19 protein-coding genes are annotated in these 26,393 nt (G+C 29.8%); 9 read left to right on the top strand and 10 right to left on the bottom strand.

Annotated features, from left to right (window positions below; genetic code table 11):
- Positions 1–50: 50 nt before the first annotated feature.
- The 4 genes from MC378_RS03440 to MC378_RS03425 all read left to right on the top strand — a co-directional run bounded on the left by MC378_RS03440 (position 51) and on the right by MC378_RS03425 (position 12,224).
- A complete protein-coding gene (locus MC378_RS03440) occupies positions 51–2,837 on the top strand; it encodes an alpha-amylase family glycosyl hydrolase (protein ID WP_242177325.1) in 2,787 nt (928 codons plus the stop codon).
- A 14-nt stretch (positions 2,838–2,851) separates the two neighbouring features.
- Positions 2,852–5,050 (top strand): T9SS type A sorting domain-containing protein, encoded by a 2,199-nt coding sequence (locus MC378_RS03435; protein WP_242177324.1) that lies wholly within the window; start codon positions 2,852–2,854, stop codon positions 5,048–5,050.
- Between the two features lie 22 nt (positions 5,051–5,072).
- Positions 5,073–5,237: a hypothetical protein gene (locus MC378_RS03430; protein WP_242177323.1), complete on the top strand. Its 165-nt coding sequence runs from the start codon at positions 5,073–5,075 to the stop codon at positions 5,235–5,237.
- 708 nt (positions 5,238–5,945) lie between these two features.
- On the top strand, positions 5,946–12,224 hold the full coding sequence (locus MC378_RS03425; RefSeq protein ID WP_242177322.1) for a proprotein convertase P-domain-containing protein: 6,279 nt from the start codon (positions 5,946–5,948) through the stop codon (positions 12,222–12,224).
- A gap of 66 nt (positions 12,225–12,290) precedes the next feature.
- On the opposite strand, the gene MC378_RS03420 is transcribed toward MC378_RS03425, so the two are convergent.
- Both MC378_RS03420 and MC378_RS03415 read right to left on the bottom strand, forming a co-directional pair.
- Positions 12,291–13,424 carry a cysteine desulfurase family protein gene (locus MC378_RS03420; RefSeq protein ID WP_242177321.1) on the bottom strand — a complete coding sequence of 378 codons (1,134 nt, stop codon included), beginning with the start codon at positions 13,422–13,424 and terminating at the stop codon, positions 12,291–12,293.
- Positions 13,425–13,444: 20 nt separating this feature from the next.
- Positions 13,445–13,993, bottom strand: a complete 549-nt coding sequence (locus MC378_RS03415; RefSeq protein WP_242177320.1) for a Smr/MutS family protein — start codon at positions 13,991–13,993, stop codon at positions 13,445–13,447.
- Positions 13,994–14,056: 63 nt separating this feature from the next.
- Here MC378_RS03415 and MC378_RS03410 point away from each other — a divergent pair, with 63 nt between their 5' ends.
- On the top strand, positions 14,057–14,689 hold the full coding sequence (locus MC378_RS03410; protein ID WP_242177319.1) for a low molecular weight phosphatase family protein: 633 nt from the start codon (positions 14,057–14,059) through the stop codon (positions 14,687–14,689).
- On the opposite strand, the gene ppk2 (MC378_RS03405) is transcribed toward MC378_RS03410, so the two are convergent.
- Positions 14,686–15,471 carry a polyphosphate kinase 2 gene (ppk2, locus tag MC378_RS03405; RefSeq protein ID WP_242177318.1) on the bottom strand — a complete coding sequence of 262 codons (786 nt, stop codon included), beginning with the start codon at positions 15,469–15,471 and terminating at the stop codon, positions 14,686–14,688. The two genes, MC378_RS03410 and ppk2 (MC378_RS03405), sit on opposite strands and share 4 nt — an antisense overlap.
- A gap of 1 nt (position 15,472) precedes the next feature.
- Positions 15,473–16,333, bottom strand: coding sequence for a polyphosphate kinase 2 (ppk2, locus tag MC378_RS03400; protein WP_242177317.1), 861 nt, complete (start codon positions 16,331–16,333; stop codon positions 15,473–15,475).
- A 92-nt stretch (positions 16,334–16,425) separates the two neighbouring features.
- On the opposite strand from ppk2 (MC378_RS03400), the gene MC378_RS03395 reads away from it, so the two are divergent.
- Positions 16,426–17,373 (top strand): lipid A deacylase LpxR family protein, encoded by a 948-nt coding sequence (locus MC378_RS03395; protein WP_242177316.1) that lies wholly within the window; start codon positions 16,426–16,428, stop codon positions 17,371–17,373.
- On the opposite strand, the gene MC378_RS03390 is transcribed toward MC378_RS03395, so the two are convergent.
- Entirely contained in the window at positions 17,370–18,794 is a 1,425-nt protein-coding gene (locus MC378_RS03390; RefSeq protein ID WP_242177315.1) for an ATP-dependent DNA helicase, read from the bottom strand. The genes MC378_RS03395 and MC378_RS03390 overlap by 4 nt on opposite strands.
- Positions 18,795–18,898: 104 nt before the next feature.
- On the opposite strand from MC378_RS03390, the gene MC378_RS03385 reads away from it, so the two are divergent.
- From MC378_RS03385 to MC378_RS03375, 3 genes are read left to right on the top strand one after another with little or no spacing between them, the layout of a single operon-like run.
- A complete protein-coding gene (locus MC378_RS03385) occupies positions 18,899–19,636 on the top strand; it encodes a TMEM165/GDT1 family protein (protein ID WP_242177314.1) in 738 nt (245 codons plus the stop codon).
- Positions 19,602–20,438: a DUF3822 family protein gene (locus tag MC378_RS03380; protein WP_242177313.1), complete on the top strand. Its 837-nt coding sequence runs from the start codon at positions 19,602–19,604 to the stop codon at positions 20,436–20,438. The genes MC378_RS03385 and MC378_RS03380 overlap by 35 nt, the downstream gene beginning before the upstream one ends.
- A complete protein-coding gene (locus tag MC378_RS03375) occupies positions 20,435–20,971 on the top strand; it encodes an RsmD family RNA methyltransferase (RefSeq protein ID WP_242177312.1) in 537 nt (178 codons plus the stop codon). Before MC378_RS03380 ends, MC378_RS03375 begins: the two co-directional genes overlap by 4 nt.
- Positions 20,972–21,228: 257 nt before the next feature.
- On the opposite strand, the gene MC378_RS03370 is transcribed toward MC378_RS03375, so the two are convergent.
- The 5 genes from MC378_RS03370 to MC378_RS03350 are packed head-to-tail and all read right to left on the bottom strand — an operon-like array spanning position 21,229 to position 26,298.
- On the bottom strand, positions 21,229–22,182 hold the full coding sequence (locus MC378_RS03370) for an AAA family ATPase (RefSeq protein ID WP_242177311.1): 954 nt from the start codon (positions 22,180–22,182) through the stop codon (positions 21,229–21,231).
- Positions 22,182–23,564 carry a peptidylprolyl isomerase gene (locus tag MC378_RS03365; protein WP_242177310.1) on the bottom strand — a complete coding sequence of 461 codons (1,383 nt, stop codon included), beginning with the start codon at positions 23,562–23,564 and terminating at the stop codon, positions 22,182–22,184. The genes MC378_RS03370 and MC378_RS03365 overlap by 1 nt, the downstream gene beginning before the upstream one ends.
- On the bottom strand, positions 23,530–24,378 hold the full coding sequence (locus MC378_RS03360) for a hypothetical protein (protein WP_242177309.1): 849 nt from the start codon (positions 24,376–24,378) through the stop codon (positions 23,530–23,532). The genes MC378_RS03365 and MC378_RS03360 overlap by 35 nt, the downstream gene beginning before the upstream one ends.
- Positions 24,378–26,012, bottom strand: a complete 1,635-nt coding sequence (locus MC378_RS03355) for a peptidylprolyl isomerase (RefSeq protein WP_242177308.1) — start codon at positions 26,010–26,012, stop codon at positions 24,378–24,380. Before MC378_RS03355 ends, MC378_RS03360 begins: the two co-directional genes overlap by 1 nt.
- A 4-nt stretch (positions 26,013–26,016) precedes the next feature.
- Positions 26,017–26,298: a DUF493 family protein gene (locus MC378_RS03350; RefSeq protein WP_242177307.1), complete on the bottom strand. Its 282-nt coding sequence runs from the start codon at positions 26,296–26,298 to the stop codon at positions 26,017–26,019.
- Positions 26,299–26,393 lie beyond the last annotated feature (95 nt).

Here is a 26,393-nt window from a genome sequence, read left to right as displayed (position 1 = left end):
ATACAAAGGCTATTCTTTTAGAAATAGCCTTTGTTTTAATCTTATCTTTTATGAAAAAAATTACTCTTCTTTTTTTACTTTTTACTTCTTTAGGTTTTAGTCAAGTTACTATTTCCCCTACCCCTTTCGAAGTAACAGAATCTATAACCATTAGTGTAGATGCTACAAGTACTGCAACAGATTGTAATGGATTTAACAATCCAACAAAAGTGTATATGCACTCTGGTGTTGGAGATGAAACAAATGCATGGGGAACAAGTGTTGTTGGTAACTGGGGAACGGATGATGGCGTTGGAGAAATGACCTTTAACTCTTCTAATAACAAATGGGAAATTACTTTTGTTCCTAAAACCTACTACAATTTAACAGATGCACAAGCGGCAACTGTTACTAAAATGGGAATGGTTTTTAGAAATGAAACAGGTGCCCAAGAAATGAAAGACAATGGTTGTGTAGATTTTTTCTTTAATGTGGGGAGTTTTCAACTTACATTAAATTCACCTACAGACCAAACAACTATTTTAAATGCTGGAGATGTTTTACCTATTTCAGCAACTACTACATTACTAGGAGACTTTACTTTAAAAGCTAATGGAACAATTGTAAATCAACAAACAGGTGCTACGTCTTACTCCTTCTCTCCTAACGTTACAGAAAACACTACTTATGTTTTAGAAGCCGTTAATAACGGAGAAACAAAAAGCGTAACTTTTAACGTCATTGTTACACCAACCGTTACAGAAGCTGCTGTCCCTACAGGAATGAAAGACGGAATTAACTTTAATGTATTAGACAATACAAGAGCAACTTTAGTATTTTATGCTCCAATGAAAGATTTTGTTCATGTTATTGGTGATTTTAATAACTGGACCGTTGATAATAATTATTTACTAAAAAAAGACAGTACACAAGATCGTTTTTGGATTGAACTTACTGGGTTAACACCACAAACAGACCACACATACCAATACTTAATTAACGGTACATTAAGAGTGGCAGATCCATACTCTACAGTTGTTTTAACAGAATATAACGATCAATATATAAACACTACTACATATCCAAATTTACCAAGCTATCCAACAGGCTTCACAAACCACGCTGTAACTTTATTAAGAACAGGAGATACGCCTTACAATTGGCAAACAACAAATTTTCAAAAACCTAAAAAAACCGATTTAGTGGTTTATGAAATTTTAATTAGAGACTTTGATGCACTTCATACTTATGATGCTGTAAAAGCAAGACTAGATTACCTTGAAGATCTTGGTATAAATGCCATAGAATTTATGCCTGTTATGGAATTTGATGGCAATGAATCTTGGGGATACAATCCTTCTTTTCATATGGCATTAGACAAGTATTATGGTAATACAACAGCTTTTAAACAGTTTATAGACGAGTGCCACAGCAGAGGCATTGCCGTAATTATAGACGTTGCTTTTAACCACGCAACAGGGCAAAATCCTTATTACAGAATGTATAACACAGATAATGGTGGTTATGAAGGACAAGCAAGTGCAGACAGCCCATTCTTTAATCAAACAGCAACACACTCTTACAGTGTTTTCAACGATTTTAACCATAGCAAACAAGCTGTAAAAGATTATGTAAAAAGAGTTTCTCAATATTGGATTGATGAATATAAAATTGATGGATTTAGATGGGATTTAACAAAAGGTTTTACCCAAAATTGTACTAATAACGATACTTGTACAAATTCTTATCAACAAGATAGAGTAGATATTTTAAAAGAATATGCTGATTATCAATGGGAAAAAGATCCTAATTTCTTTATTATTTTTGAACATTTAGGTACAAATAACGAAGAAACACAGTGGGTAAACTATAGATTAGGTGAAGGTAAAGGAATTATGGTTTGGGGGAATCATAACAACAACTACAACCAAGCAACCATGGGTTTTGGTAACGATGCTGACTTTTCTTGGATTTCATACAAAAACAGAGGTTGGTCTGTACCAGCAAACGTAAGTTATATGGAAAGCCATGACGAAGAACGCTTAATGTATAAAAACCTAACTTTTGGAAATTCTAATGGAAGTTACAATATTAAAAATTTAGATACTGCTTTAGATAGAGAAGAACTTGCTGCTGCCTTTTTCTTTACCGTTCCGGGACCTAAAATGATTTGGCAATTTGGAGAATTAGGATATGACATTTCTATAGAACAAAACGGCAGAACAGGTAACAAACCTATTTTATGGAACTATTTTGATGTACAAGCAAGAAAAGACCTATACAACACTTGGGCTAAATTAATTACATTAAAATTAAAATACGAAATTTTTGAAGCAACAGATTTTACCTTAGATGTAGGAAACGCTAACGGATTAAACAAAATTCATCTTACAGACCCTTCTGCAGCAGAAATACAAAACATTGTAATTATTGGAAATTTTGGTGTTACCACACAAAGTATTGCCCCTTATTTTCAACAAACAGGAACATGGTATAATTTATTAGAAAACAATGCTAGCATAACGGTTACAGATACTACGGCTCCTATTACATTAGCACCAGGAGAATTTAAAGTGTATGCCAACCAACCTGCAACACTTTCTAATGAAGACATTACTTTAGAAAACAATACAATTACCAACATATTTCCTAATCCAACATCAACACATTTTGCAATTTCTAAGGAAGCAACTGCGGTTGATGTTTTTGATATTACAGGAAAACTAGTAAAAAAATACACAGTAAAAAACATTAAAAACAACAAGTTCTTAGTATCAGATTTAAATACCGGAATGTATTTTGTAAGAATAAAAGAGGCCTCTAACAAAACAATTACCAAAAAATTAATTATTAACTAACTAAAACAAAAATTATGAAAAAACATTATTTAGTTACTTTATTAACTACAATGCTTTTCAGCACACTTAGTATTGCACAAACTACAGTTAACTACCCGCAAAGAGAAGCTAATTATCACACTCATTTTGGAAGTGGAGGAGGTAAATATGATAACGGTGTAGATGAACTTGGGATGTGGGCAAATTTTGATGCTAAACAAGCTATAGCTTGGAGAAACTTTACAGATGATGGAACTACAACAGGTAATGCAACAACCATGGAAGTTGGTGATACTTTCAAAATTTCACTTGCTGCTTATCGAGCTTATGGTCAAATAGGAATTTCATTATTATCTTCACCTACTGCCACTGCAACGTGGGAAGATCGAATAAATAATTATGCCGTTCAAGTAAATTTAAATGGTAATGGAGGAGCATATACCCCTTGGGAAATTGTTTCAAATGGAGCAACTGTAAACCCTTCTACTATTTATGGTTCTGAAACTGGTACAATAAATGAATTTGTTTTTACTTTTACTTTAGTTTCTCCAACTAAATTGGAAGTTACTATAGAAAGAACAAATAATACAGCAACTTCATTTACAAAAACTGTTACAATCAATAATTCAGATATCTCAGGTTATTCTATATATGTTGCTGATAATTGGGATGGTGACTCTAATCAAGATATTTTTTGGAAACCAACAACAGAATACGTTTACGCTAATGTTTGGAATGGTAGTACTAGCTCTGATTGGGAAACAGCAGCAAACTGGAGTTCAAATTCAGTGCCAAACTCAGCAACTGCAAACGTTAGAATTCCATCAGGATTAAGCAATTACCCAACTGCATTAAACTCAACAACAGTTAATTATGGTTATATTGAATCTGGAGCAACTTTAATCGCACAAGATGCTTTTACAGGAACTTTAACTTATGAAAGAAGTTTAGGTACAAATAATTGGTATTTAATTTCATCTCCTGTAACCGGTGAAACTGTTACAGATTTTATGGGAGCTCATACTTTAGCTACTGGTACAATTAATACAGATAATAGAGGTATTGCTAAATATATTAATGACGGTTCTGCTTGGAATTATTATCAAGATGGTTATGCAGGTGGAGATACTTTTGCAAACGGACAAGGTTACTCTGTAAGTTTAGCTAACCCTGATGATATTTCATTTACTGGAACTATGCCTATTAATGATGTTACTATTCCAATTACTACTGATACAAATGGTTTCAATTTAGTCGGTAATCCTTATCCTTCTTTTATTGCAGCTAATAACAACGCAAATGGTACAAACAATGTTTTAAAAATAAATGATACTGATAATGATTTCTTAACAGAATCTACAATTTGGTTATGGAATGAAGGCAATAATTCTTACGATATAGTAAATCACACTACCAATAATGCTAGTTTTCAAATTGCTCCAGGACAAGGATTTTTTGTAAGTTCTAATGGTAACAATACACTTAGTATTACAGAAGCTATGCAATCTCATCAAGGTACAGATACTTTTCAAAGAAGTGCAAATACAAGAACTGAAATACAATTGATTGTATCTGATGGAACTAATACCAAAAATGCAGATATTTTTTATATTGATGGTACTACAACTGGTTTTGATAATGGTTATGATAGCTCTATTTTTGGAGGAGTTTCTCATTCTTTTGCTATTTATACTGAAGCCGTTTCCAATGGAACCGGTAAAAAATTAGGGGTTCAATCTTTACCAAACGCAGATTTAGAAACAATGATTATTCCTGTAGGAGTAAAAGCAGCAGCAGGAAAAGAAATTACCTTTACTGCAGAAGCATTTAATTTACCATCGGATATAAAAGTATTTTTAGAAGATAGAGCTACCAATACATTTACACGTTTAGATGAAACAGATAGCCATTACACCATTACTTTAAACAATGCTTTAAACGGAATTGGTAGATTTTATATTCATACAACACCAAGTGTTTTAAAAGTAAACAACAATACTTTAAATACAGTAAGTATTTTTAAAACAAATACCTCTACAATAAGAATAAATGGCTTACCACAAGGAAAAGCAACAGTTTCTTTATTTAATGTGTTAGGAAAACAAGTCGTTAACAACTCTTTTAGTGCCAACGGGGTAAAAGATATTTCTTTACCAAAGTTAGCAACAGGAATTTACATTGTAAAACTGCAAACTGAAACAGGAAATTTAACTAAAAAAATTATTTTAGAATAATCACTAAAAAACGACACAAATCATGAAAAAAAATATAAAAGACACAGATATTACTCGTAAAGAAGCATTAAAAAAAATTGGTAATTATGGTAAATACGCAGCCTTAACGGCCTTAGGAACCTATATGATTTTAAACCCACAAAAGGCACAGGCATCTTCACCTGAAGCTCCTGGTACAGGTTTTTAGTTTTTAAACAACCAAATACATTCCATTTTAAAGGTAGTAATTTTAAATTACTACCTTTTTTTTGTTTTCATTTTTGAGTACATTTTTTTTTAAAAATGTGACTATTTTAAACATCATTTTGTTGATATATAAAATAATTTTTTGTTGATAACGAATTAAAACTTAAATTTGCAGCGTATTCCCCTGTTAAAAAATACGATACTTATGAAAATGTTTTTTTTTCAGTTATTTAATTTTAAGGAAGTTAAACACACACCTACTAACAATTTGAGTATAAAAAACATCTTTTTTCTACATTCTTTTTTTGAGATTTCTTCACATCAAAAACACCACTTAGAAAAAAAACTTCAATACATAACGATACAACTAAAAATGGGGAAAGTCTCTAAGAGACTACAAAAATTTAGGCCAGAATTACAGTTTGTTCACAACTAAGTTAAGGCACAAAAACAATTAGTAAGTTAGGTATTTACACTTTTATGTAGCCACTTATAATCATTAATAAGAGAAAACTGCCATTCACTAATTGATGTAACTCACGTTAAATTGTTCCGAAATAAAGCACTCAATTACAGATAAGAAGTGACTTTTTACATAATAGTGTGTCATAGTTTAGTAAATTGTATATCAAAAAATTACATTGAAAATGTATTTTGTATTCGTAACATAAAAAAAGAAATTATTTTAGATAATAAATCGTTAAAAAAAATGAAAATCAATACCATAAAAACCCTGAAGTTCCCCCTATTCTTCTTCGTAGTATTTTTTTCTTTTTCTCTAGCCATACAAGGGCAAACTACAGAATCAGACACCAATTCAATAATAACATCTATTAATGACAATAGCGATATTGATAAAAAGTTTACAATAACAAATAATGGAGAAATATCTAAAGTAACCATTTTGATAGATATTACACATAGCTGGAGAGGAGATTTAAACATCACATTATCATCTCCAAGTGGTACAACTATTGAATTAATTTCTAACGAAGGTGGTGGTTTAGATAATCTAAATGTTTTATTTGATGACAATGCATCAATTAGCATCACAGATGATGTTGATAATCATAATGCTAATGTGATAAGAATTCCAGAAGAAGCCTTAAGTGCTTTTAATGGTGAAAATCCAGTAGGAATCTGGACTTTAAATATTGCAGATCAAGCCGGTGGAGATACGGGTGCTTTTAATTCTGCTACTTTAAACATTACAAACTTTCCTACAGATGCTGACAACGATGGTGTTACTGATAGTGATGATTTAGATGCAGACAACGACGGTATTTTAAATTCTGATGAAGGTTGTGTTACTACTACATCAAATGGTTTTACATTAAATTCCGCTTTAAGTGTTGCCGGAGATATAAATGCTGGTGGAAAATTAGTCTACGAAGATGCAAACGGAAACCAAGTTATTTTAGAAGCTGCAGGTAAGGCAGGAAGCAATAATGAAATTACAAATAACGGCCCTTTTGATGGAACCATAATAACCAACACCACTACTGGAAATATTGCTTTTGAAATAGGATCAAGTGACGTTAATGACCAACCAAAACTAAAAATTTCTGCATTCTCTGCTACAGGAATTCCTTTTAAAGTAATTTCTATTAATTTTGGTGAAATTGGGAATATGGACAATTCTACTGCTTTAGATGCTATTGCAATGAATATCCCAGGAAAATGGTCTAATTTAACTTCTGGTACAAATACCTTAGGGTCTGCACAAATCACAACCAATCCTGCAGGAGCTACACTAATTCCAGGAAATAATACAACAACACAAGCAGAATTAGATAGTTTCGATTTTACTAACTTTGTAGCACAAGGGGCAGTTTCCGAAGTTATTTATAATAATAGTGATGATACCATACAATTTGGTTATGGAGCAACTTTTACCCCAGATACCCCAACCCCTTCATTTTTCTTAATTGTAGATGATATAAATGTAAGTGGTGGAGGTCGTAATATTTTAGCTGAACTAATAACAACCTCTATAACAGTTAAAGGAATCATTTGTAGAGATACAGATGCAGATGGTACACCAGATTATTTAGATTCAGACAGTGATAATGATGGTTGTAGTGATGCAAACGAAGCCTATTCTGGTTCAATAGCCAATGCAGATGTAGATCAAAACGGTTTTTATGGTACGGGTACTCCTACCGTAGATAATGATGGAAAAGTTATAAGTGCTGCTTATAGTGCTCCTCATTCAAATTATATAAATAATGCTGTAAATACTTGTAATGCTTTAGACACCGATAATGATGGCGTACCAAATATAACGGATTTAGACAACGATAACGACGGTATTTTAGATTTTACTGAAAAAGGTTGTATAACAATTCCTGCGGCTCCGGTAAGTGCAATAGCATCACAAAATAGTATAAGTGACAGCGGTAATATTTATTCGTCGAACAACGAAAGAGCTTCTTTAAATAATGAAAGTGATTATTTAATTTTAGAATTAAACTCTTCTTACAATGTTCCTTCAGGAACTAATATTAATATTGAATCTTATGTAACAAATCTTGGGTTATTTTCTTCAATAGATTTAATCGTTGAACAGTCATTAGATGGTTCTACTTTTACCAATTCAAAAACTATTACAAAAAGTAGTTCAGAAGAAATAAGTACCTATACTTTAAATAATGTAGCCAAGTATATAAGAATTACGATGGAACGTAATGGTGTAAGTATAGCAGGCTCTCTATATATCGACTACGTAGAAGTGCAAGAATTCCCAGGCCCATGTGCTGATGAGTTTTTAGATACCGATGGAGACGGACTACCCAACTACTTAGATTTAGATTCAGACGGTGATGGAATCCCAGACAATATAGAAGCACAAAGCACCTCTGGTTATGTTGCTCCAAGCGGTACTATAAATGGCAACGGAGTATATACCAATTATACAAGTGGTTTAACACCCGTAAATACAGACGGAATAGACAACAAAGATTATTTAGATACAGACTCTGATAACGATGGTGCTTTAGATAGAGAGGAAGCAAACTTATCTTTAAGTGGTACTTCTGGTGTAAATGGTTTAGATAATAATTACGATAACGGAGATAATTACACAGATGTAAACGGTAGTTTCGATAACACTCCTTTTGGAGAATTCCCAAACAATGGGGGTGGAACAGAAGTCGATTGGAGAAATGACCATTTTATTTTTACAGACAATGACAATGATGGTATCCCAGATGCTACAGATATAGATGATGATAATGATGGTATTTTAGATACAGAAGAACTCCCTAATTGTTATGGAAAACTGAATTATGAGTTTTATGATGGTACACCTAGCGGAAATTCTGTAGACAATATACCCACAACAGGGGCCGCTGGTACTGGTACTATAGATAACTTTGAAGTAACAGACGTTCAAAATATTGTTACACCAGCAGATAATGTGACATATAGTATTAGATATTCTGGCTATATCAATATAGCTACGGCAGACACTTATACCTTTTATTTAAATTCAGATGATGGTTCTAAACTATATATCGATGGTATCGAAGTTGTAAATAACGATGGATTACACGGTGCAGGGGCTTATATAACAGGTACCTCGGCACTAAATGCTGGTTTACACGAAATTAAAGTATTATTCTTCGAAAACATAGGAGCACATTCATTAAAAGTACAATACTCAAGTTCTACTTTATATCAACAAAATATTCCATTTTCTATTTTATCAACATCTTCTGATTGTAATTTTGACAATGATAACGATGGGATTCCAAATCATTTAGACCTAGACTCAGATAATGATGGGATTCCAGATAATATAGAAGCACAATCTACAAGAGGCTATATAGAACCTTCTGGAAATGATGCAGACAATGATGGTTTAGATGATGCTTATGACACAACACCAAATGGCAATGCAGATGGTACTGGTTCAATAGGTCTTATCCCTGCAAACACCAATTCTGGAGACGATTCGATACCAGATTATTTAGATTTAGACTCAGATGGAGATGGCATATCTGATATAATTGAATCTGGTAGTAATCTAGCAAAATTAGCAGGAATGGTTACTGGGACTGTTGGGAGTAATGGTTTAGTTGATGATATAGAAAGTGGTGATACAGACCAAGGATATACAGATATTAATGGTGAGTATGATAATACACAAACAGACAACTTTACAGATTCTGATGGAGATGTACTTACTATTGGTGATGTAGATTATAGAGATACAACCACAGACGGAACTCCTATGATTACACAAGTATATCAGTTTGGAGATGAAAGATGGATCGAAATCACAAACATTAGCAACACAAATAGTATTGCTGCCAATAGCATTCAAATTCAATTGTATAAAGACAAAAGTAGTACCGATTTAGATGCTGCTCCAAATACAATTCCAACTGTTGCATATACGATTACTTCTGCTTTAGCAGCAGGTGAATCTGTATTAATTAAAAACTCTAATAACAACATATCGATAGGAGTAGCTATAGATGTTGAAGAAAACGATGCTTTAACAGACTTTGAAGGAGCAGATGATATCATTACATTATCACCAGATAATGATGATAATTCTTGGGCAAACAAATACGATATTATTGAAGCTTTTGCAGATAAAACATCTTATGTAAGAATAGATGAAACATTATTACCAAATCCAACTTATACAGAGAGTGACTGGGTGGTATTTGTAGATGATGCTTTAGATCCTTATAAACTTAAAGGAGATGGTGGTCCTGAAAGACATCCTCACGATCCTTTAATTTCTGAAATTACAGGTGCTAATGCAGATTCTAATACATTATTAGGTTTGCATAGAGTAAACCTTACAACTAGAAGAAGTAGTACTTGGCTAAATGGATATCCTGATAGATCTCGTTATGTGGTAATTGATCAAAATTTAGTAGATCCAAACGTAAGCTTAAGTGCTAGAAAATTAAAAGTAAACTCAGGGAAATTAATAAGAATTACAAATGAACCTCTAATAGTAACCAATGAAGTTATTTTAGATGGAGACATTATTGTGGCAGGTACTTCACAATTTATACAGACACATACTAATTCAAGTAAAGTTAGTGGTTCGGGTCGTTTGGTTATAGAACAAAATTCTACAGTACCAAGTAAATATAGATACAACTATATGGGTTCTCCTGTAAATACTATTGGACAAACAACGTATACCATAGAAAATGTGTTAAAAGATGGTACAAATTCAGTAGTTAGTTATTGGGGAGCTATAGGGGTTGGGTCTTTTGCTAGAGATATTACATTTATTAATGGCTATGATGGATATTATAATAATACTGGTATAACATTAGCAGATTATTGGATTTACACGTATGCACCAAGTAGCAATGGAAGATCTAATTGGCTACATAAATATAAAGATGGGGCTATAAACCGTGGTGACGGTTTCATCTTCAAAGGACCAGGAAGACCTCAAAACTATGCTTTCTTAGGTTCTCCTAACGATGGAGAGTTTAATACCGTAAATGATATTGGCCCAGATGAGTCATATTTAATCGGAAACCCTTACCCTTCTGCATTAAGTGTTAAAAAATTTATTGAGGACAATATTGACTTTACAACTGGTACTTTATATTTTTGGGAGCATGTTGGAGAAGCTAATGTTATAGGTGGTCACAATTACAACGGATACATTGGTGGGTATGCTACCAGAGGGATTGCAACTGGAGTTAGTGCAAAAGCAGCTGCCACTGGCGCTGTAGACGTTAACATACAAGCAGAAACGGCAATCATTACTGGTGGTACTACAACAACTGTTTCTGAAGGTAGTACTAATGTAGATGTCGTAAAACTAGATGATGCAAGTCAATCAATAAAATTTGAGGACATTACTTATGGAGTAGATACCTTAAGAATTAGATATAAATCGGCTATTGATAAAAGAATTAAAATTAAAGTAAATTCACAAACAAGAACTGAAGTTGATTTACCTCTAACAACTGGTTTTGAAATTTTTAAAATTAAAATGTGTGTAGAGGCTGGAACTGACATTAGCTTTGAATCTTTAGATACAGACGAAATTCTAATTGATTATCTAAAATTAAAAGATGATGGAGATTTAATTTGTGCACCTAATATTGGTAATACAAGTTATACTTATACAGAACCTAAAGAATATATTCCTGTTGGTCAAGGATTTTTTGTACAAGGAGATCCGATAGTTGGTGGAAAAATTGAATTTAACAATAGTCAAAGAGAATTTATAAGAGAAGGAAATCAATCTGTCTTTTTTAGATCTGAAACAAGTTCTGCTGTTCAAAACAATAGTATTTTTGACCTACCCGTTATTAAAATTGGAATGGACTATAATGGTGATGAAAATGGTGAGAAATATCATAGACAAATTGGTATTTCTTTTAGTGATTACACTTCATTTAATTATGACAAGGGTTACGATTCTGAAATTTATGATATTGGTTCTACAGACGTATATTGGAAATTCCCAACCGATGATAAAAAATATGTAATTGCTGGAGTACAAAATATCTCAGATGATTTAGAAGTTCCTTTAGAAATTATAATGGGATATTCTGGTGACGTTACTTTAATGGTAGATGAAATGAAAAATGTAAGTGATTATGTATATATTACTGATAAATTAACAGGAAATTCATATGAAATTACGCAAGGTAAAGCAACATTAACTTTAGATTCTGGAGTGTATACAGATAGATTTGTTCTAGCCTTTAAAGAAAGTTCTGCTCTTAATATAGAGGATAACGTTTTACTTAAATATTTAAATATTTATGCAGATAATGATAATGACTTAATTGTAATTTATAAAAACGAAGAAGTAACTATCAAAAATGTTCAATTGTATAACATTCTTGGAAAGAAAGTAAGTCTTTGGAATATTAAAGAACAAAAGAATTCATACGAGTTAAAGATAAAAAACCACCTTCCTACAGGAATCTACATTGTTAGAATAAACAGTGATAAAGGTAAAATGATTAAGAAAGTTTTAATTGAATAGTTTTAACTTTCCAATAAAAAAGAGCCATCAAAATTTTGATGGCTCTTTTTTTTTATTAAAATATTTTTAGATATTATTTCTCAAGACTTTTATAGCCAAATCTAATTCTTCTTTTGTAGTAAATTTAGAAAAAGAAAAACGTACAGAAGCTTTTTTTTCATCATCTCCAGAAAGTATTTCCGATAAAACATGAGAACCTTTATTACTCCCACTTTGGCAAGCAGAACCACCAGAAACTGAAATCCCAGCTAAATCTAGACTAAATAAAAGCATCTCATTTAAAACGGGAAATTGTACATTCAAAATAGTATAAGTACTATTCTCTAAATCAGAAGAAAGTCCATTAAATTTTATATTTTCCGATATTTTTTTTAATTCAGAAATAAAGTAACTTTTTAAATTTTTTATATGTTTTTGATCCTTTTCTAAATTAGAAATTGCAATATCTAAAGCTTTTTCCATTCCTAAAATAGCATGTACATTTTCTGTACTAGACCTTGCTCCTCTTTCCTGATCGCCACCATGCAACATTGGTTTAATTCCAAATCCTTTTTTAAAAAATGCAAAACCTACACCTTTTGGTCCATGGAATTTATGAGCACTAGCCACCATAAAATCTATGGGGGTATTTTGTAAATCTATTTTGTAATGACCAATTGCTTGTACAGTATCCGAATGGAATAAGGTATCATACTTCTTACAAATATCACAAATCTGTTTTACTGGTAAAATAGTACCTATTTCATTATTGATAAACATTAAACTAACTAAAGTCTTATCATCATAATCTGATAACAACTCTTCTAAGTGAATAAGATCTACAACTCCAAATTCATCAACATTTACATAATCTACACGTATATCATATGTTTTTTCTAAATATTTACAAGTATGTAAGACAGCATGATGTTCTATTCTAGAAGTAATAATTCTTTGAACTTCGAGGTTTAATACTGCATTATGCAATATTAAATTATCTGCTTCTGTACCACCAGCAGTAAAAATAATTTCGCTTGCAGAAACATTAAATTGTTTAGCTATATTTATTCTAGCTGTTTCTACAGCAGATTTTGCTTTTCTTCCAAATTGATGTGTGGATGAAGGGTTTCCATAATTCTCTTTCATAGAAGAATACATGGTTTCTATCACTTGATCATCAATTTTTGTTGTTGCTGCGTTGTCTAAATAAATAGGATTCATAGTACAAAAATACGTTTAATTTATTCTACAAGATTTTGGTATATATAAACTTCTGTAGCTCCTAAACCATATTTTTTATATGAGGCGTCATAGTATTTTACAGGATATTTATTTAGTAAATAGTGTAATTCTGATTTTAAAACCCCTTCTCCTACTCCATGAATAAAAACTATCTTAGAAATTCTTTTATTTATAGCAAACTCAACTTTTTGTTTTGCAGTATCTAGTTGAATATTTAGCATGTCAAAATTATCTAAATTTCTTATAGATTTAGTCAACTTTTGGATATGTAAATCAACTTCTAAAACAACTTCCTTTTTAATTTTTTTAAACAAACTTTTTTTAGGTGAATTTTGAGATATTTTTTCACTAAAAAGCGGATTGTTTATATCAGAAAATTTAGTTAACTCATGTTGTTCAACATCAATTTTCACCAATTCAGATTTGTTAAAATTAAAAATCATACCATCTTCCGTTTCAATAGAAATATCATTTCCATTAACAGAAACTACTTTTCCTTTTAAAACATCATCTAAAACAGCTACTCTATTCCCAATTTCTAAACACATCCTTAACTTTATTTTAATTTAAAAAACTTACTTAAAGTTTATATTTAATGCAAAAATAAGAACATGAAGAGTACTATTACCGTTTCTACAGAAAACTTTTTTAAGGATGCTATAAAAAAAGTAACAATTCATGAAGACAGGAAAAACTTACTGCTAGGAATTGCTGAAGGAGTTGCAAAAGAATATGCCAAAAACAAAACAGTACATCTAAATTTTATATGTACACATAATTCCAGAAGAAGTCAACTAGGGCAAGTTTGGAGTTTTTTTGCGGCTAATTTTTTTGGTTTAAATATCAAAGCATATTCAGGCGGTACAGAAATAACTTCTTTTCATAGAAATACTATAAAAACATTACAAAAAGTAGGCTTTACATTTCAGCTCGTAGATTTTTCTCATCAAAACCCTAAATATTTAATTTCATTTAATGGAACTAATAAAAGCATTTTAGGCTATTCTAAAAGATTTGATTGTTTAGAAAACCCAGAATCTTATATCGCTATAACTACTTGTAATGATGCCGATAAAAATTGTCCTTTCGTACCAAAAGCCACATATCGATTTCATTTACCTTATGTAGACCCAAAAGATTCTGACAGCACAAACTTACAAGAAACTATTTATCTAAAAATAAATAAAAAAGTTGCTGCTGAAATGTTTTTTATTTTTTCTGAGATTAGTAAATTAATTTCCTAAATCTCTAAATTTTTATCATAAGGGATACTATTTAAAATGTGATTTATCACATTTACCCGAGCCTCTGTTTTTCTATTTGCTTGTATAATTTTCCAAGGAGAAATATCTGTATTTGTTTTTTTAAACATTGCATTTTTGTACTCTGTATATTGATCCCAAAGTTCTTGTGCTCTCTCATCTACTTTAGTCATTTTCCATTGTTTTAATGGGTCTCCTTTAATATCAGCAAAACGTTTCGCCTGTTCTTTTTTAGAAATAGACATATAAATTTTAACCAAATGAATTCCAGATTCTAAAATCATTCGTTCAAAATCATTTACCTGATTCATAAATATTTCGTACTCTTTTGGTGTACAAAAACCATTTACAGGTTCTACCACTGCCCTATTGTACCAACTTCTATCAAAAAAAACCATTTCTCCTGCTTTCGGAAACTGTTCAACGTATCTTTGAAAATACCATTGAGATTGCTCGTCTTCTGTTGGTTTTGGCAAAGCAACAATACGCATATGACGCGGATTAATCCTTTCTGTTATCCTTCTAATAGCACCGCCTTTTCCTGCAGCATCTCTTCCTTGAAATACAACAATAACTCGCTCGTTATTATTGATTGCCCAAGTTTGCATTCGAATCAATTCTACTTGTAACTTTTTTAACTTTCTTTGATAGTCTACATATCTTATTGCTCTATCCGCATTTAAAGGTTCTTTAGACAATAAAGCTAATAGTCCTTTTTTGGAATTGAGTTTTTTTAATTCTAATTCAGATAATTTCTTAATCATATTAATCTATTTGATGAATATTTGATCTATAATAACGCATAACCACATTTGGATCTGGACTTAAAGTGATAGATGCATCTGACTTTCCATCATAACCAAAATGAGATAAAACATGTCGCATCGCTTCTAACCTAGCTACTTTTTTATCATTTGTTTTTATAATTATCCAAGGACTATATGTTGTGTGTGTTTTACTAAACATTTCATCTTTGTAATACGTATATTTATCCCAAAGCTCTTGTCCTCTTTGATCTACTGGACTAAACTTCCATCTTTTTAATGGGTTTTCTTTTCTATCTTCAAAACGTTTTATTTGCTCGTCTTTTGTAATAGACAGCCAAAATTTTATAATAATAACGCCATCTTCGTACATCATATGCTCAAATTCTGGTACCTGCACTAAAAAATCTTTATATTGATTTTCTGAACAAAACCCCATTACAGGCTCAACTACCGCTCTATTATACCAACTTCTATCAAAAAAAACAATTTCTCCTGGATTTGGAAGTTCTTTAATATATCTTTGAAAATACCACTGTCCTTTTTCTACTTCAGTAGGTTTATTTAGAGCAACTAACCTGCTAGAACGAGGGTTTAAATGCTCCATAAACCTACGAATATTCCCCCCTTTTCCTGCGGCATCCCTTCCTTCAAAAATAACGGCTACTCTTTTATTATTTTTAGAAATCCAATGTTGAAGCTTAACAAGCTCTATCTGTAATAATCTTAATTCTTTATCATATAAATGAGTGTCTTTTACTTTTTGATAAAAAACATCTTTTTCTTTAATCAATTTTAATAAATCCTCATTATTTTTTGCTTTTTCAAAATCTTCGGATGTGAGTCTGTTGTCTAGATTCATGTAGTTTTATTTACTGCTCTAAAATAAATACTTTTTTTCATTAATTCCTTAAAAAAAGATTATTTTAAATAAGTTATTTATATTTGTAGACTATGAAATATCGTCTATTCTTTTATTTTTTTTTGATATCTCTTTATTCTTTTTCTCAAGAAAAATTCTCAAAAGAAATTAGCCTTATTACCGATAATGATTTGTATGTTTCTAAAACTAAGGATAGATATTATACTAGTGGCGTTTTCTTAAAATACAGATATCTTTCAAAAGTAAAAAAAGAAAATCAAGAAAAGAGAATTTTAGAATGGCAAATTGGTCAAGAAATGTATTCTCCTTACAAATCTGTTGTTACAAGCATTGAACAGCACGATAGACCTTTTGCAGGTTACTTGTATGCTAGTTTTGGTATAAATAGAGTTTATAAAAATTATAAAGCATTTAATACAACATTACAAGTTGGTCTTATAGGTCCAAATTCTTTTGCAAAGGAATTACAAAGTATCATTCATAATATTTATGGTTTTGTTGATGCTGTAGGTTGGAAACATCAAATAAAAGGAGCTTTTGCTTTGAATTTTAATGCTGATTATAATACTTTTTTAGCAAAAGACGCGTCTAATCACTTTGATATTTCTTGGATTAATTCGGCAAAAATAGGTACCGTTTATACAAATATTTCTACCGGATTTTACGGAAGAATAGGATTTAAACCTTTACAAAGCATTTTAAATTCTATTGCATTCAATAACAATTTAAACAACGAAACAACTAACTTTACGAGAGAAGCTGAATCCTTTATTTATATCAAACCAACACTTAGATATTCTCAATATGACGCCACATTACAAGGGAGTTTTTTAAATAAAAATAGCGATGTGACTAAAGAATTAATTCCACTTATTTTTCATTTAGAACTTGGGTTTCAAGTTACACTAAATAGGTTTAGCTTGGGATATGCCTTTCATTATCACACCAATAAATCTAAAGGACTAAGGTACAACGGGAATAAATACGGCACAATTGGAGTTAATTATTTATTGCATTAATCAATAAAAAATTCATCTTTAAAACCAATTAGATACAACTTTTTTTCAGCTCTAGTTATTGCTGTGTATAGCCATCTAAAGTACTCTTTAGAAACTCCATCTGGCAAATATGGTTGTTCTATAAAAACAGTTTTCCATTGTCCTCCTTGTGACTTATGACAAGTCATTGCATACGAAAACTTAACTTGTAGAGAATTAAAATACTTGTTCTTTTTAATCGCCATAAATTGTTTGTACTTCGATTTTTCTTCTGCATAATCTTCTTTTACTGCTTGATATAATTTATTAGATTCTTCATAACTTAAAGAAGGACTCTCACTTGTTAAGGTATCTAACAATAAAACGGTTTCAAAAGGTTGCATTTCTGGATAATCGACCATTCTTAATTCTACTTCGGCAAATTTAAATCCGTATAACTCTTTAATCGAAAATATTCTTTGCACTTCGCAAATATCTCCATTTGCAATAAAACCTGCAGCTGAGGATTCTTTTAACCAGAAATAATTGTTTTTTACAATCATTACATAATCTCCATATGAAATTTCATTTTCTTGTCCGCGAATTTTTAATCGAATTTGCTCATTATATTGATTGGCTCTTTTGTTAGAACGAACAATAAAAGCAGTATCTTCTATTCCATCTGAATCGTAAGCAGAAACGAGTGCATCTTCAATATCATAACCATCTTCTAATCTAATAATGTCTGGAAAACCAACATCAAACTTATAATTAGTTGCATTATTTTGCATTGAAAACCTTAATTGAGTTGCATTTACAAGAATTCCTGAATTTTCATGCTGACGCATAACTTCGTCCAATTCTATTTCTGTAACATTTTTATGATAATCATAATGTAAAGTATCTTTTTCTAATGCAGGGCTTACATCAAGTTTTACTGGTGGAAGTTGCGCTGTATCACCAATAAAGATTAATTTACAATTATGCCCAGAATATACGTACGAAATTAAATCATCTAACAAAGAACCCGTTTCAAAAATTTTTTGATTTTGTCTACTATCAGGAATCATAGATGCTTCATCTACAATAAAGACCGTATCTCGGTGCTTATTGGGTTGTAAAACAAAGTCTACAGAACCATTCGTTTGCTTCTTTGGAAAATATATTTTTTTATGAATAGTAAAAGCAGGTCTTTTAGCATATAGTGCTATAACTTTAGCTGCTCTTCCTGTTGGAGCTAATAACACTGCTTTCTTACCTGTTGTTGCCAAACTATTTACAAAAGTACTTATGGTTGTTGTTTTTCCGGTACCTGCATAACCTTTTAATAAAAACAAGGCATCTTTATCATCTGTAAAAATAAAATTACTTAAAAGGTCTAATAATTGATTCTGTTTTAAGGTCTGTTGATAAGGGAACTTTTTAATAAGTTCTTTGTAAAAATCGGAAGGTATTTTTATCATATAAAAATTAAAGTATCAAAGATACATTGATTTATGAATAAAAATTTTTATCATTAAAAAAAAATTGTAGATTTGCGATAAGACTATTAAAAAAAATATATCAAATGGGATTATTAGGAATGATTTTAGCAGCGGTTATTGTTGCTGTACTTTTAGCTTATATTGTTGTTAAATATTTGCCTTTAAAATTAAGATGGATTGCCTCTGTCTTATTGTTGTGTTTAACTGTATTTTTAGTTATTAAGATTTACGACGGAATAATGGAACCAATAATTTTTAACAAACAAAAAGTTGAAAAATATGCGGGTGTTGTAGAAAATTTAAAAATAATTAGAGATGCTGAAGTAAAATACTACGAAGTAAATGGTAACTACACTAAAGATAAAGCTGTTTTAATTAAATTTATCGATTCTGCTCAATTAGCTTTAACAGAAACCAAAACTATTGTTGAAAAAGAAAATAGAGGTGGTGGAGTTATTGTAGATGTTGAAAAAAGAGTAACTGATACAATTGGTTATGAACCCGTTTTAAAATACTTTAAACACAGAGATTACAAAAATATGTTTAAAGTTCCTGGAGTTCCTGGAAAAGAATTTGAATTAGAAGTAGGAACAGTAGAAAAGGTACAAGGTTTAGTAGTACCAACGTTTATTGCTAAGACTCCTAAGAAAGATATTTTATCAGGAATGAATGAATCTCTTGTAAAACAAGAATTAGAAGCTATAGAAACAGACCAAATTAAAGGTGAATTTGTTTCTGTTGGATCTTTAGAAGAAGTTTCTACAGGTGGTAATTGGCCTCCTTCTTATGATAAAAAAGATAGTGCAAAGAAAAAAGAGTAATACCATTTTTCAGCAAACAAAAGATATAGAATTATCCATCCAATTTAGTTTGGATGGATTTTCTTTTTGCGTTACCAATGCAACTTCTAAAAAAGATCTCTTTTTTTCTGAATATGTATTTGAAGAAACACAGAATAATCCTGAGTTGTTATTAGAAAAAATAGAAAGCATTTTTAAGAATGACACAAGCTTACAGCATGAATTTACTTCCGTTTTAGTTATTCATCAAAATAATTTATCTACACTCGTTCCCAATAAATACTTTAGCGAAAAGAATTTAAGTGATTATTTAAACTTTAATATAAAAACATTAGCTACCGATTTAATTGCTTTTGATGATATAAACAATCTTGAAGCAAAAAATGTATATGTACCTTATGTGAATATTAATAATTATTTATTTCAAAACTTTGGTGAATTCGAATACAAGCATCATTTAAGTATTTTAATTGAAAAATTATTACAAATAAAAAATACAGAAGCAACAACAATGTTTGTAAATGTTTCTAAAAATAACTTTGACATTGTTGTTTTAAAAAATCAAAAACTTATTCTATCAAATACTTTTGCATTTCATACAAAGGAAGACTTTATCTACTATATTTTATTTACAGCAGAACAGCTACAATTAAATACAGAAGAATTGAAACTTCAATTTATTGGTGATATTGAAGAAGCATCTGAAATTTACAAAATAACTTATCAATACATTAGAAATGTTTCTTTTTTAGAAAGTAAAAACAGCCTTTTTAATGATTTCAAAGTATCTAAACATTCTAACTTTATACTATTAGGTTCATGAGAATAATTTCTGGAAAACACAAAAGTAGACGTTTAACAGCGCCTAAAAACTTACCTGTTCGTCCAACAACAGATATGGCCAAAGAATCGTTGTTTAACATCTTAAATAACACCTATTATTTTGATAATATTTCTGTAATAGATTTATTTTCCGGTACAGGAAACATCAGTTATGAATTTGCTTCAAGAGGAACCAAAGACATTTATGCAATCGATGCTCATTTTGGTTGTATAAAGTTTATTAATGAAACTTCAAAAGAGTTAGACTTACCCATTAACACGTTTAAAAGTGATGTTTACAAATTTTTAGAAAAAACCACTTTGCAAGCTGATGTAATTTTTGCAGATCCTCCTTATGATTTTGACGCAGAACAATTTTTAAAAATTGTAGATTTAGTTTTTACTCAAAAACTACTTAGAGAAGAGGGGGTTTTAATTGTTGAACATTCTAAACATACAGATTTATCAAAACATGAAAATCATAGTTATGATAAACGTTACGGTGGAAATGTTTTTAGTTTCTTTGAAAACTAATTCTTTATATTTTCCCTAAGTACTCTTTCACTTTTTTAGCTAATTCAGTCTGTAAAGCTAGCTTAAAGCAATAACTTTACACAAGTTATAAATTATTAGAAAGAATTACTTTTGTTTAAATAAACCTCACATACAACACCTTCTTCTTTTTTATCTCTATGATTTTAATATTTTAAATTACACAACAAGATTCATAGAGTTAGAGCAAAAAAAATACGGCAGATGCCGTATTCTTAAGTTTTATGATAATTATAATTTTATAAAAGCGAAGTTATAATATCTGAAATAGTAATTCCTTCTGCTTCTGCTTTATAATTTTTTACAATTCTATGAGATAAAATTGGAATAGCAACTGCTTTTACATCTTCTATATCTGGAGAAAACTTTCCATTAATTGCTGCATGAGCTTTGGCTGCTAAAATTAAATTTTGTGATGCTCTTGGACCTGCACCCCAATCTAAATAAGTTTTTACTTTTTCTGTCGCTTCATTAGATTTTGGTCTAGTTTTACCCACCAAAGAAACGGCATATTCTATTACATTATCTGCTACAGGAATTTTTCTAATTAAATTTTGTATGGCTACAATTTCTTGTCCTGTTAATATGGCTTCAACATTTTGTTTTATAGTAGATGTTGTACTCTTTACCACCGCTACTTCTTCTTTAAAAGTAGGATATTCTAAATTTATAGAAAACATAAACCTATCTAACTGAGCTTCTGGTAAAGGATAAGTACCTTCTTGCTCAATTGGATTTTGTGTTGCTAACACAAAGAATGGCAATTCTAATTTATAATGATTACCAGAAACAGTTACAGAACGTTCTTGCATTGCTTCTAATAAAGCTGCTTGTGTTTTTGGTGGTGTTCTGTTAATCTCATCTGCTAAAATGATATTAGAAAAAATAGGTCCTTTAATAAATTTAAAATGTCTGTTTTCATCTAAAATTTCACTTCCTAAAATATCAGAAGGCATTAAATCTGGAGTAAATTGAATACGTTTAAAGTTTAATCCTAAAGCATCTGAAACTGTATTTACCAATAATGTTTTTGCTAAACCGGGTACACCAATCAACAATGAATGTCCACCACAAAATATTGATAATAAAGTAAAATTAACAGCCTCATGCTGACCAATTATTACTTTACCTATTTCAGATTTTAATAAGTTATATTTATTGACTAACTCATTTACAGCTTTAACATCAGACATTATTTTGCTATTTCTTTTTTCCAGTTTTTCTTAAAATCACATTTTCTATGAGATTCTCCTAATTTAATATAAGTGTCTTTTATTTTGTCTTTAGACCATTTCGTAATAGTTTCTTCTTTCTTTTTTTGCAATGCTAATTGTTGAATTTTAACATAATCTTCTACTAAATCTGCAGTATGGGTATCTGTTCTATCTTTCATCAAAATAAACTTATACATTTTTTCTCCAGCGCCATCTTCATCATAAAAAGCATAGGTCATTTCTCCTTTCTTTAAATCATTAACTCTTGCATATAAAGCAGGATCCATTCTAGTTAAATCAAATTTAGATTCTCCTGTATATGGATTCAGAATTAAACCTCCATTAAATTTTGTGTCATCATCTTCTGAATATTTTTTTACAGCTTCTTCAAATGTTATTTTACCTTCTTTTATTTCTGTAATAATCTTTTCTACACTCTCTTTTATTTCCTTTAATTTTTCTTCAGGAATTTCAGGTTTCAATAAAATGTGTGAAGCAATTCTTGTATTTCCTTTAACTTCATGTAATTGCATTAAATGGTATCCGAATTGAGATTTAAAAGGTTCTGAAATTTGACCAACATCTAATGTAAAAGCCATTTCTTTAAATTCTTTAATAAAATTAGATTCTTTAGTTACTGGATATTTTCCTCCATTTTGTGTAACTCCTGGATCTTCAGAATTAATTATCGCTTTCATTTTAAAACTTGCACCGTCTTCAATTTCCTTTTTTATTTTATTCAACTTCGCAATAATTCTTTCTTCTTCTTCTTTTGTTGCTGTTGCTTTTATAACAATCTGTGCCAATTCAATTTCTGCAGGAAATTGTGGCAATTGACCACTTTCTTTTAAACCATTAAAATACAAACGTACTTCTTCTGGAGTTACGTCAACTTTTTCAGTAATTTTTGCTTGTTCTTTTTCTATTAACAAGTTTTCTTTTTGAACGGTATGCAATTCTTTTTTTAAGTCGTCTAAATCATTAAAACCATAAGCTTTAATTACTTTATCTAAAGAACCGTATTGTTGTGTAAAGTATTGAATACTTTTTTCTACTTTAGAAGAGATTTCTGAATCAGCAATAACAACACTATCTACCACAGCATGATGAGCTAAAAGTTTTTGTTGCATTAATTCTTCTAACATTTCGCAATCTGTAATACTTACTTTTCCTTCTGTTCTAATCTCTATTTCTTGTTTAAATTTAGTGATATCAGAATCTAATACAATATTTTTACCTACGACAACTGCAACACCGTCTATTTTTACTTTTTGTGAATATAATTCTGTACTAGAAAAACCAATAAAGGCTATAATTGCAATAAGTTTAGTATATTTTAAAATTGTTGTTTTGTATGGCATCTTTTACTAATATTTTTTCTATTTCTCTTATTAATTCTATTTTACGTTTGTGTAAAATCATTTGTTTTATTGTCGGTTTTATATAGCTTAAAGGAGCTGTATCATTTCTTAATAAAACATCTTTTATAGATGCCAAATATAAACCTATTGAATCTTGTTTTTGAATGAATTTTGATTTTTTTAACAGTTTTTCCTTAGAAAATGGAAGTTTTAACAAAATGTTATCTAAACGTGTCCATATAGAATCGTTAAACTGAAAGAATTTAAAACTTAATTGTTGTTTTTCTAAATCTTCTAAATCTTCTATTTCATCTGATTTAAATAAATTAATCAGCTCTTTTTTATTAAATACTTTATTATCAAAATGAAGATATTTTACCATCACCAACTCTTCATTTAATTTAAAGTTTTCTTTATTCAAATTATAAAAAGCTGTAATTTCTTCATCAGAAACTATTGTATCTAATTGTTGTTTAACAAGTAACTCTTTATAATTATTAATTAATAAGCTTTCTTTGTAATTATTTACAAGATTATTAATTTCGTTTATTTCATCTAGACTACTATTCTTTTCTGCTTTATTTAACAATAATTGTTTTATTCCCCAATCATTTATATAGCTTTTTACAAAAACAATACTATCTGACTTTGATAAATTCTTTGGTAAAGCATTTATTAAATCTTCTCTAAATAATTTTTCGGTGTTAACAATAGCAACAATTTCGGATGTTTTATCTTCTTTCTCTTGTAATGTAAGATAATTACAAGATGATAAAAACATAATGATGATAAAGAAATTTGCTATGTTTTTCATTATTTTTTTTCGTAAAATTTAATTAATTTCTTTAATTGTCTTTTATTGATTTTAATCTTACTTTTTCTTCTTAAATCTGCAATCCAATTCTTTTCTAAAAAGTTTTGATAATCATTCATCACTTCTCCTTTGATACGCTTTAACTCTTTGGTTTTATAATTACTTTGATGTGTTTCAAAATAATGATTTAATCCAATAGAATCTTTTGAAGATTTATTCCAAATTTTTTGTTGCATCAATTCAAACAACAATAGTCCGTCTTGATACTCTTTTAGAGTATATGCATATTCAGGCTCAGTATTTGCTAAATTTTCTTTATAATATGCTAAAATTTCTGCATCTTTAAACATATCAAATAAAAGAAAAACTGGTAAATGTCTTCTATTTCTAATGTAGTTGATAAATTTTTCTTGAGTAATATTTTTATCGTTAATACTTAAAATTGTGTTTTGCAAAGAATCTTTAGGAATGGCTCTTAAATTTTTTTGATTTAAAATTTCTTTCGATTTTTCATTCTCTAAAATAACATATTTCTTCTTTAATTTATTGATTACAGCTTTTTCTGACAATTGCATTCTAGAACTTTTCTTTATTTTATTTGTAAGTTCTTTTTCTAGTTCTAGAAATGGTTTTAATGGATGTTTTTTTAATAATTTTACAATATGCCAACCAAAACGTGTTTTAAATGGTTTAGAGTATTCTCCTTCTTTTTCTAAACTAAAAGCAGCTTTTTCAAAAGGTTTTACCATAACACCACTACCAAACTTCATCAATTTACCTCCTTTTTCTTTAGAGCCAAGATCGTTTGAATATACTTTTGCTAAATCCTCGAATTTTTCATTCTTTTTCAATTTATCAAATACTTCGTTTATTTTATCTTTTCCTTTTGAAGTAGTATCACTTACTAAAATATGAGCTACTTCTACTTCTCCTTTGGTGGTTCTTAAATCATCAACTTTAATGATATGATATCCAAAACTTGTTTTAAAAGGCATAGAAATTTCACCTACTTTTGTAGAATACGCTGCTTTTTCAAAGGGATATACCATTTTAAAAGCAGAAAAATAACCTAAATTTCCTTTATTTCCTTTTCTTCTAGTTTTGGGATCATCTTGTGCTGATTTATCTTCAGAAACTTCAACTGCAACTTTTTCAAAACCTTCTCCTTTAATTATTCGGTCTCTGATTTTCATAATTTTATTATAGGCAACTAATGTATCTTTTGGAGCAGCATCTCTTGGCATTCTTATTAAGATATGTTTTGCTTTAATTTCATTTTTAGTTCTAAAATAAGCCTCTTTAACCAATGATTTTATAAAAGTTGTATCTTGCATATAAGGTGCAAATAGCTGATTTTTATACGTTTCTATCTCTCTTTTATAAGACGGAAGTGTATCTAACTTAATACTGTATGCTTCTTTAACTTTTAGTTTGTAATTAATAAAAAGTTCTAAATTATTCGTTACATTTTTAGACTCTTCATTATCTATTGCATCTAGATTTTTCTCGTAAACTCTTTTAAACTCTGCAACTGTAGTTTTATCATTATCAATAGTCAATAATGTTTTGCTATTTTGTTGTGAAAAAACTGATAATGAACAACTTAAAATAAATAATGTTAAAATTTTTCTCATACTTTTATAATGATATTATACCTTTAATTTTCTCTGCTTTTAAATAATACGAAATTACTTCGTCTGCATCTTTAATCTTTAAAACTATAGAAACACTAATATATTTTCCGGTTTTAGATTTTTTTGTATTTATAACCGCCCCGGTATTATTAAATAAGTCTTCTACTTCTTTTTCTTGATTTTCATCTGTAGGCACAATAAATTTATACAAATAATCTGCAGGAAACTTAGTAGTACCTTCTAATTGAGATTTTAATTTTTTGTAGAACTCTTTTTTGTCTTCCATAATTTCATCTAGTATTACAAACTATTTTACAAATAGCAAACCACAAAATTACATTAAAAATTAGTTTTATAAAGCGAATGATTTATTTTTGTAAC

The organism is Polaribacter marinus, assembly GCF_022662535.1.
GTDB classification, from domain to species: domain Bacteria; phylum Bacteroidota; class Bacteroidia; order Flavobacteriales; family Flavobacteriaceae; genus Polaribacter; species Polaribacter marinus.
Note: the sequence above shows the minus strand (reverse complement) of the source record. Positions and strands in the feature narration are given on the sequence as shown.

What these genes read in the sequence shown, in the direction of transcription:
- MC378_RS03440 (WP_242177325.1), top strand. Translation starts at nt 51, where the DNA reads ATGAAAAAAATTACTCTTCTTTTTTTACTTTTTACTTCTTTAGGTTTT.
- MC378_RS03435 (WP_242177324.1), top strand. Translation starts at nt 2,852, where the DNA reads ATGAAAAAACATTATTTAGTTACTTTATTAACTACAATGCTTTTCAGC.
- MC378_RS03430 (WP_242177323.1), top strand. Translation starts at nt 5,073, where the DNA reads ATGAAAAAAAATATAAAAGACACAGATATTACTCGTAAAGAAGCATTA.
- MC378_RS03425 (WP_242177322.1), top strand. Translation starts at nt 5,946, where the DNA reads ATGAAAATCAATACCATAAAAACCCTGAAGTTCCCCCTATTCTTCTTC.
- MC378_RS03420 (WP_242177321.1), bottom strand. Translation starts at nt 13,424, where the DNA reads ATGAATCCTATTTATTTAGACAACGCAGCAACAACAAAAATTGATGAT.
- MC378_RS03415 (WP_242177320.1), bottom strand. Translation starts at nt 13,993, where the DNA reads ATGTGTTTAGAAATTGGGAATAGAGTAGCTGTTTTAGATGATGTTTTA.
- MC378_RS03410 (WP_242177319.1), top strand. Translation starts at nt 14,057, where the DNA reads ATGAAGAGTACTATTACCGTTTCTACAGAAAACTTTTTTAAGGATGCT.
- ppk2 (WP_242177318.1), bottom strand. Translation starts at nt 15,471, where the DNA reads ATGATTAAGAAATTATCTGAATTAGAATTAAAAAAACTCAATTCCAAA.
- ppk2 (WP_242177317.1), bottom strand. Translation starts at nt 16,333, where the DNA reads ATGAATCTAGACAACAGACTCACATCCGAAGATTTTGAAAAAGCAAAA.
- MC378_RS03395 (WP_242177316.1), top strand. Translation starts at nt 16,426, where the DNA reads ATGAAATATCGTCTATTCTTTTATTTTTTTTTGATATCTCTTTATTCT.
- MC378_RS03390 (WP_242177315.1), bottom strand. Translation starts at nt 18,794, where the DNA reads ATGATAAAAATACCTTCCGATTTTTACAAAGAACTTATTAAAAAGTTC.
- MC378_RS03385 (WP_242177314.1), top strand. Translation starts at nt 18,899, where the DNA reads ATGGGATTATTAGGAATGATTTTAGCAGCGGTTATTGTTGCTGTACTT.
- MC378_RS03380 (WP_242177313.1), top strand. Translation starts at nt 19,602, where the DNA reads ATGATAAAAAAGATAGTGCAAAGAAAAAAGAGTAATACCATTTTTCAG.
- MC378_RS03375 (WP_242177312.1), top strand. Translation starts at nt 20,435, where the DNA reads ATGAGAATAATTTCTGGAAAACACAAAAGTAGACGTTTAACAGCGCCT.
- MC378_RS03370 (WP_242177311.1), bottom strand. Translation starts at nt 22,182, where the DNA reads ATGTCTGATGTTAAAGCTGTAAATGAGTTAGTCAATAAATATAACTTA.
- MC378_RS03365 (WP_242177310.1), bottom strand. Translation starts at nt 23,564, where the DNA reads ATGCCATACAAAACAACAATTTTAAAATATACTAAACTTATTGCAATT.
- MC378_RS03360 (WP_242177309.1), bottom strand. Translation starts at nt 24,378, where the DNA reads ATGAAAAACATAGCAAATTTCTTTATCATCATTATGTTTTTATCATCT.
- MC378_RS03355 (WP_242177308.1), bottom strand. Translation starts at nt 26,012, where the DNA reads ATGAGAAAAATTTTAACATTATTTATTTTAAGTTGTTCATTATCAGTT.
- MC378_RS03350 (WP_242177307.1), bottom strand. Translation starts at nt 26,298, where the DNA reads ATGGAAGACAAAAAAGAGTTCTACAAAAAATTAAAATCTCAATTAGAA.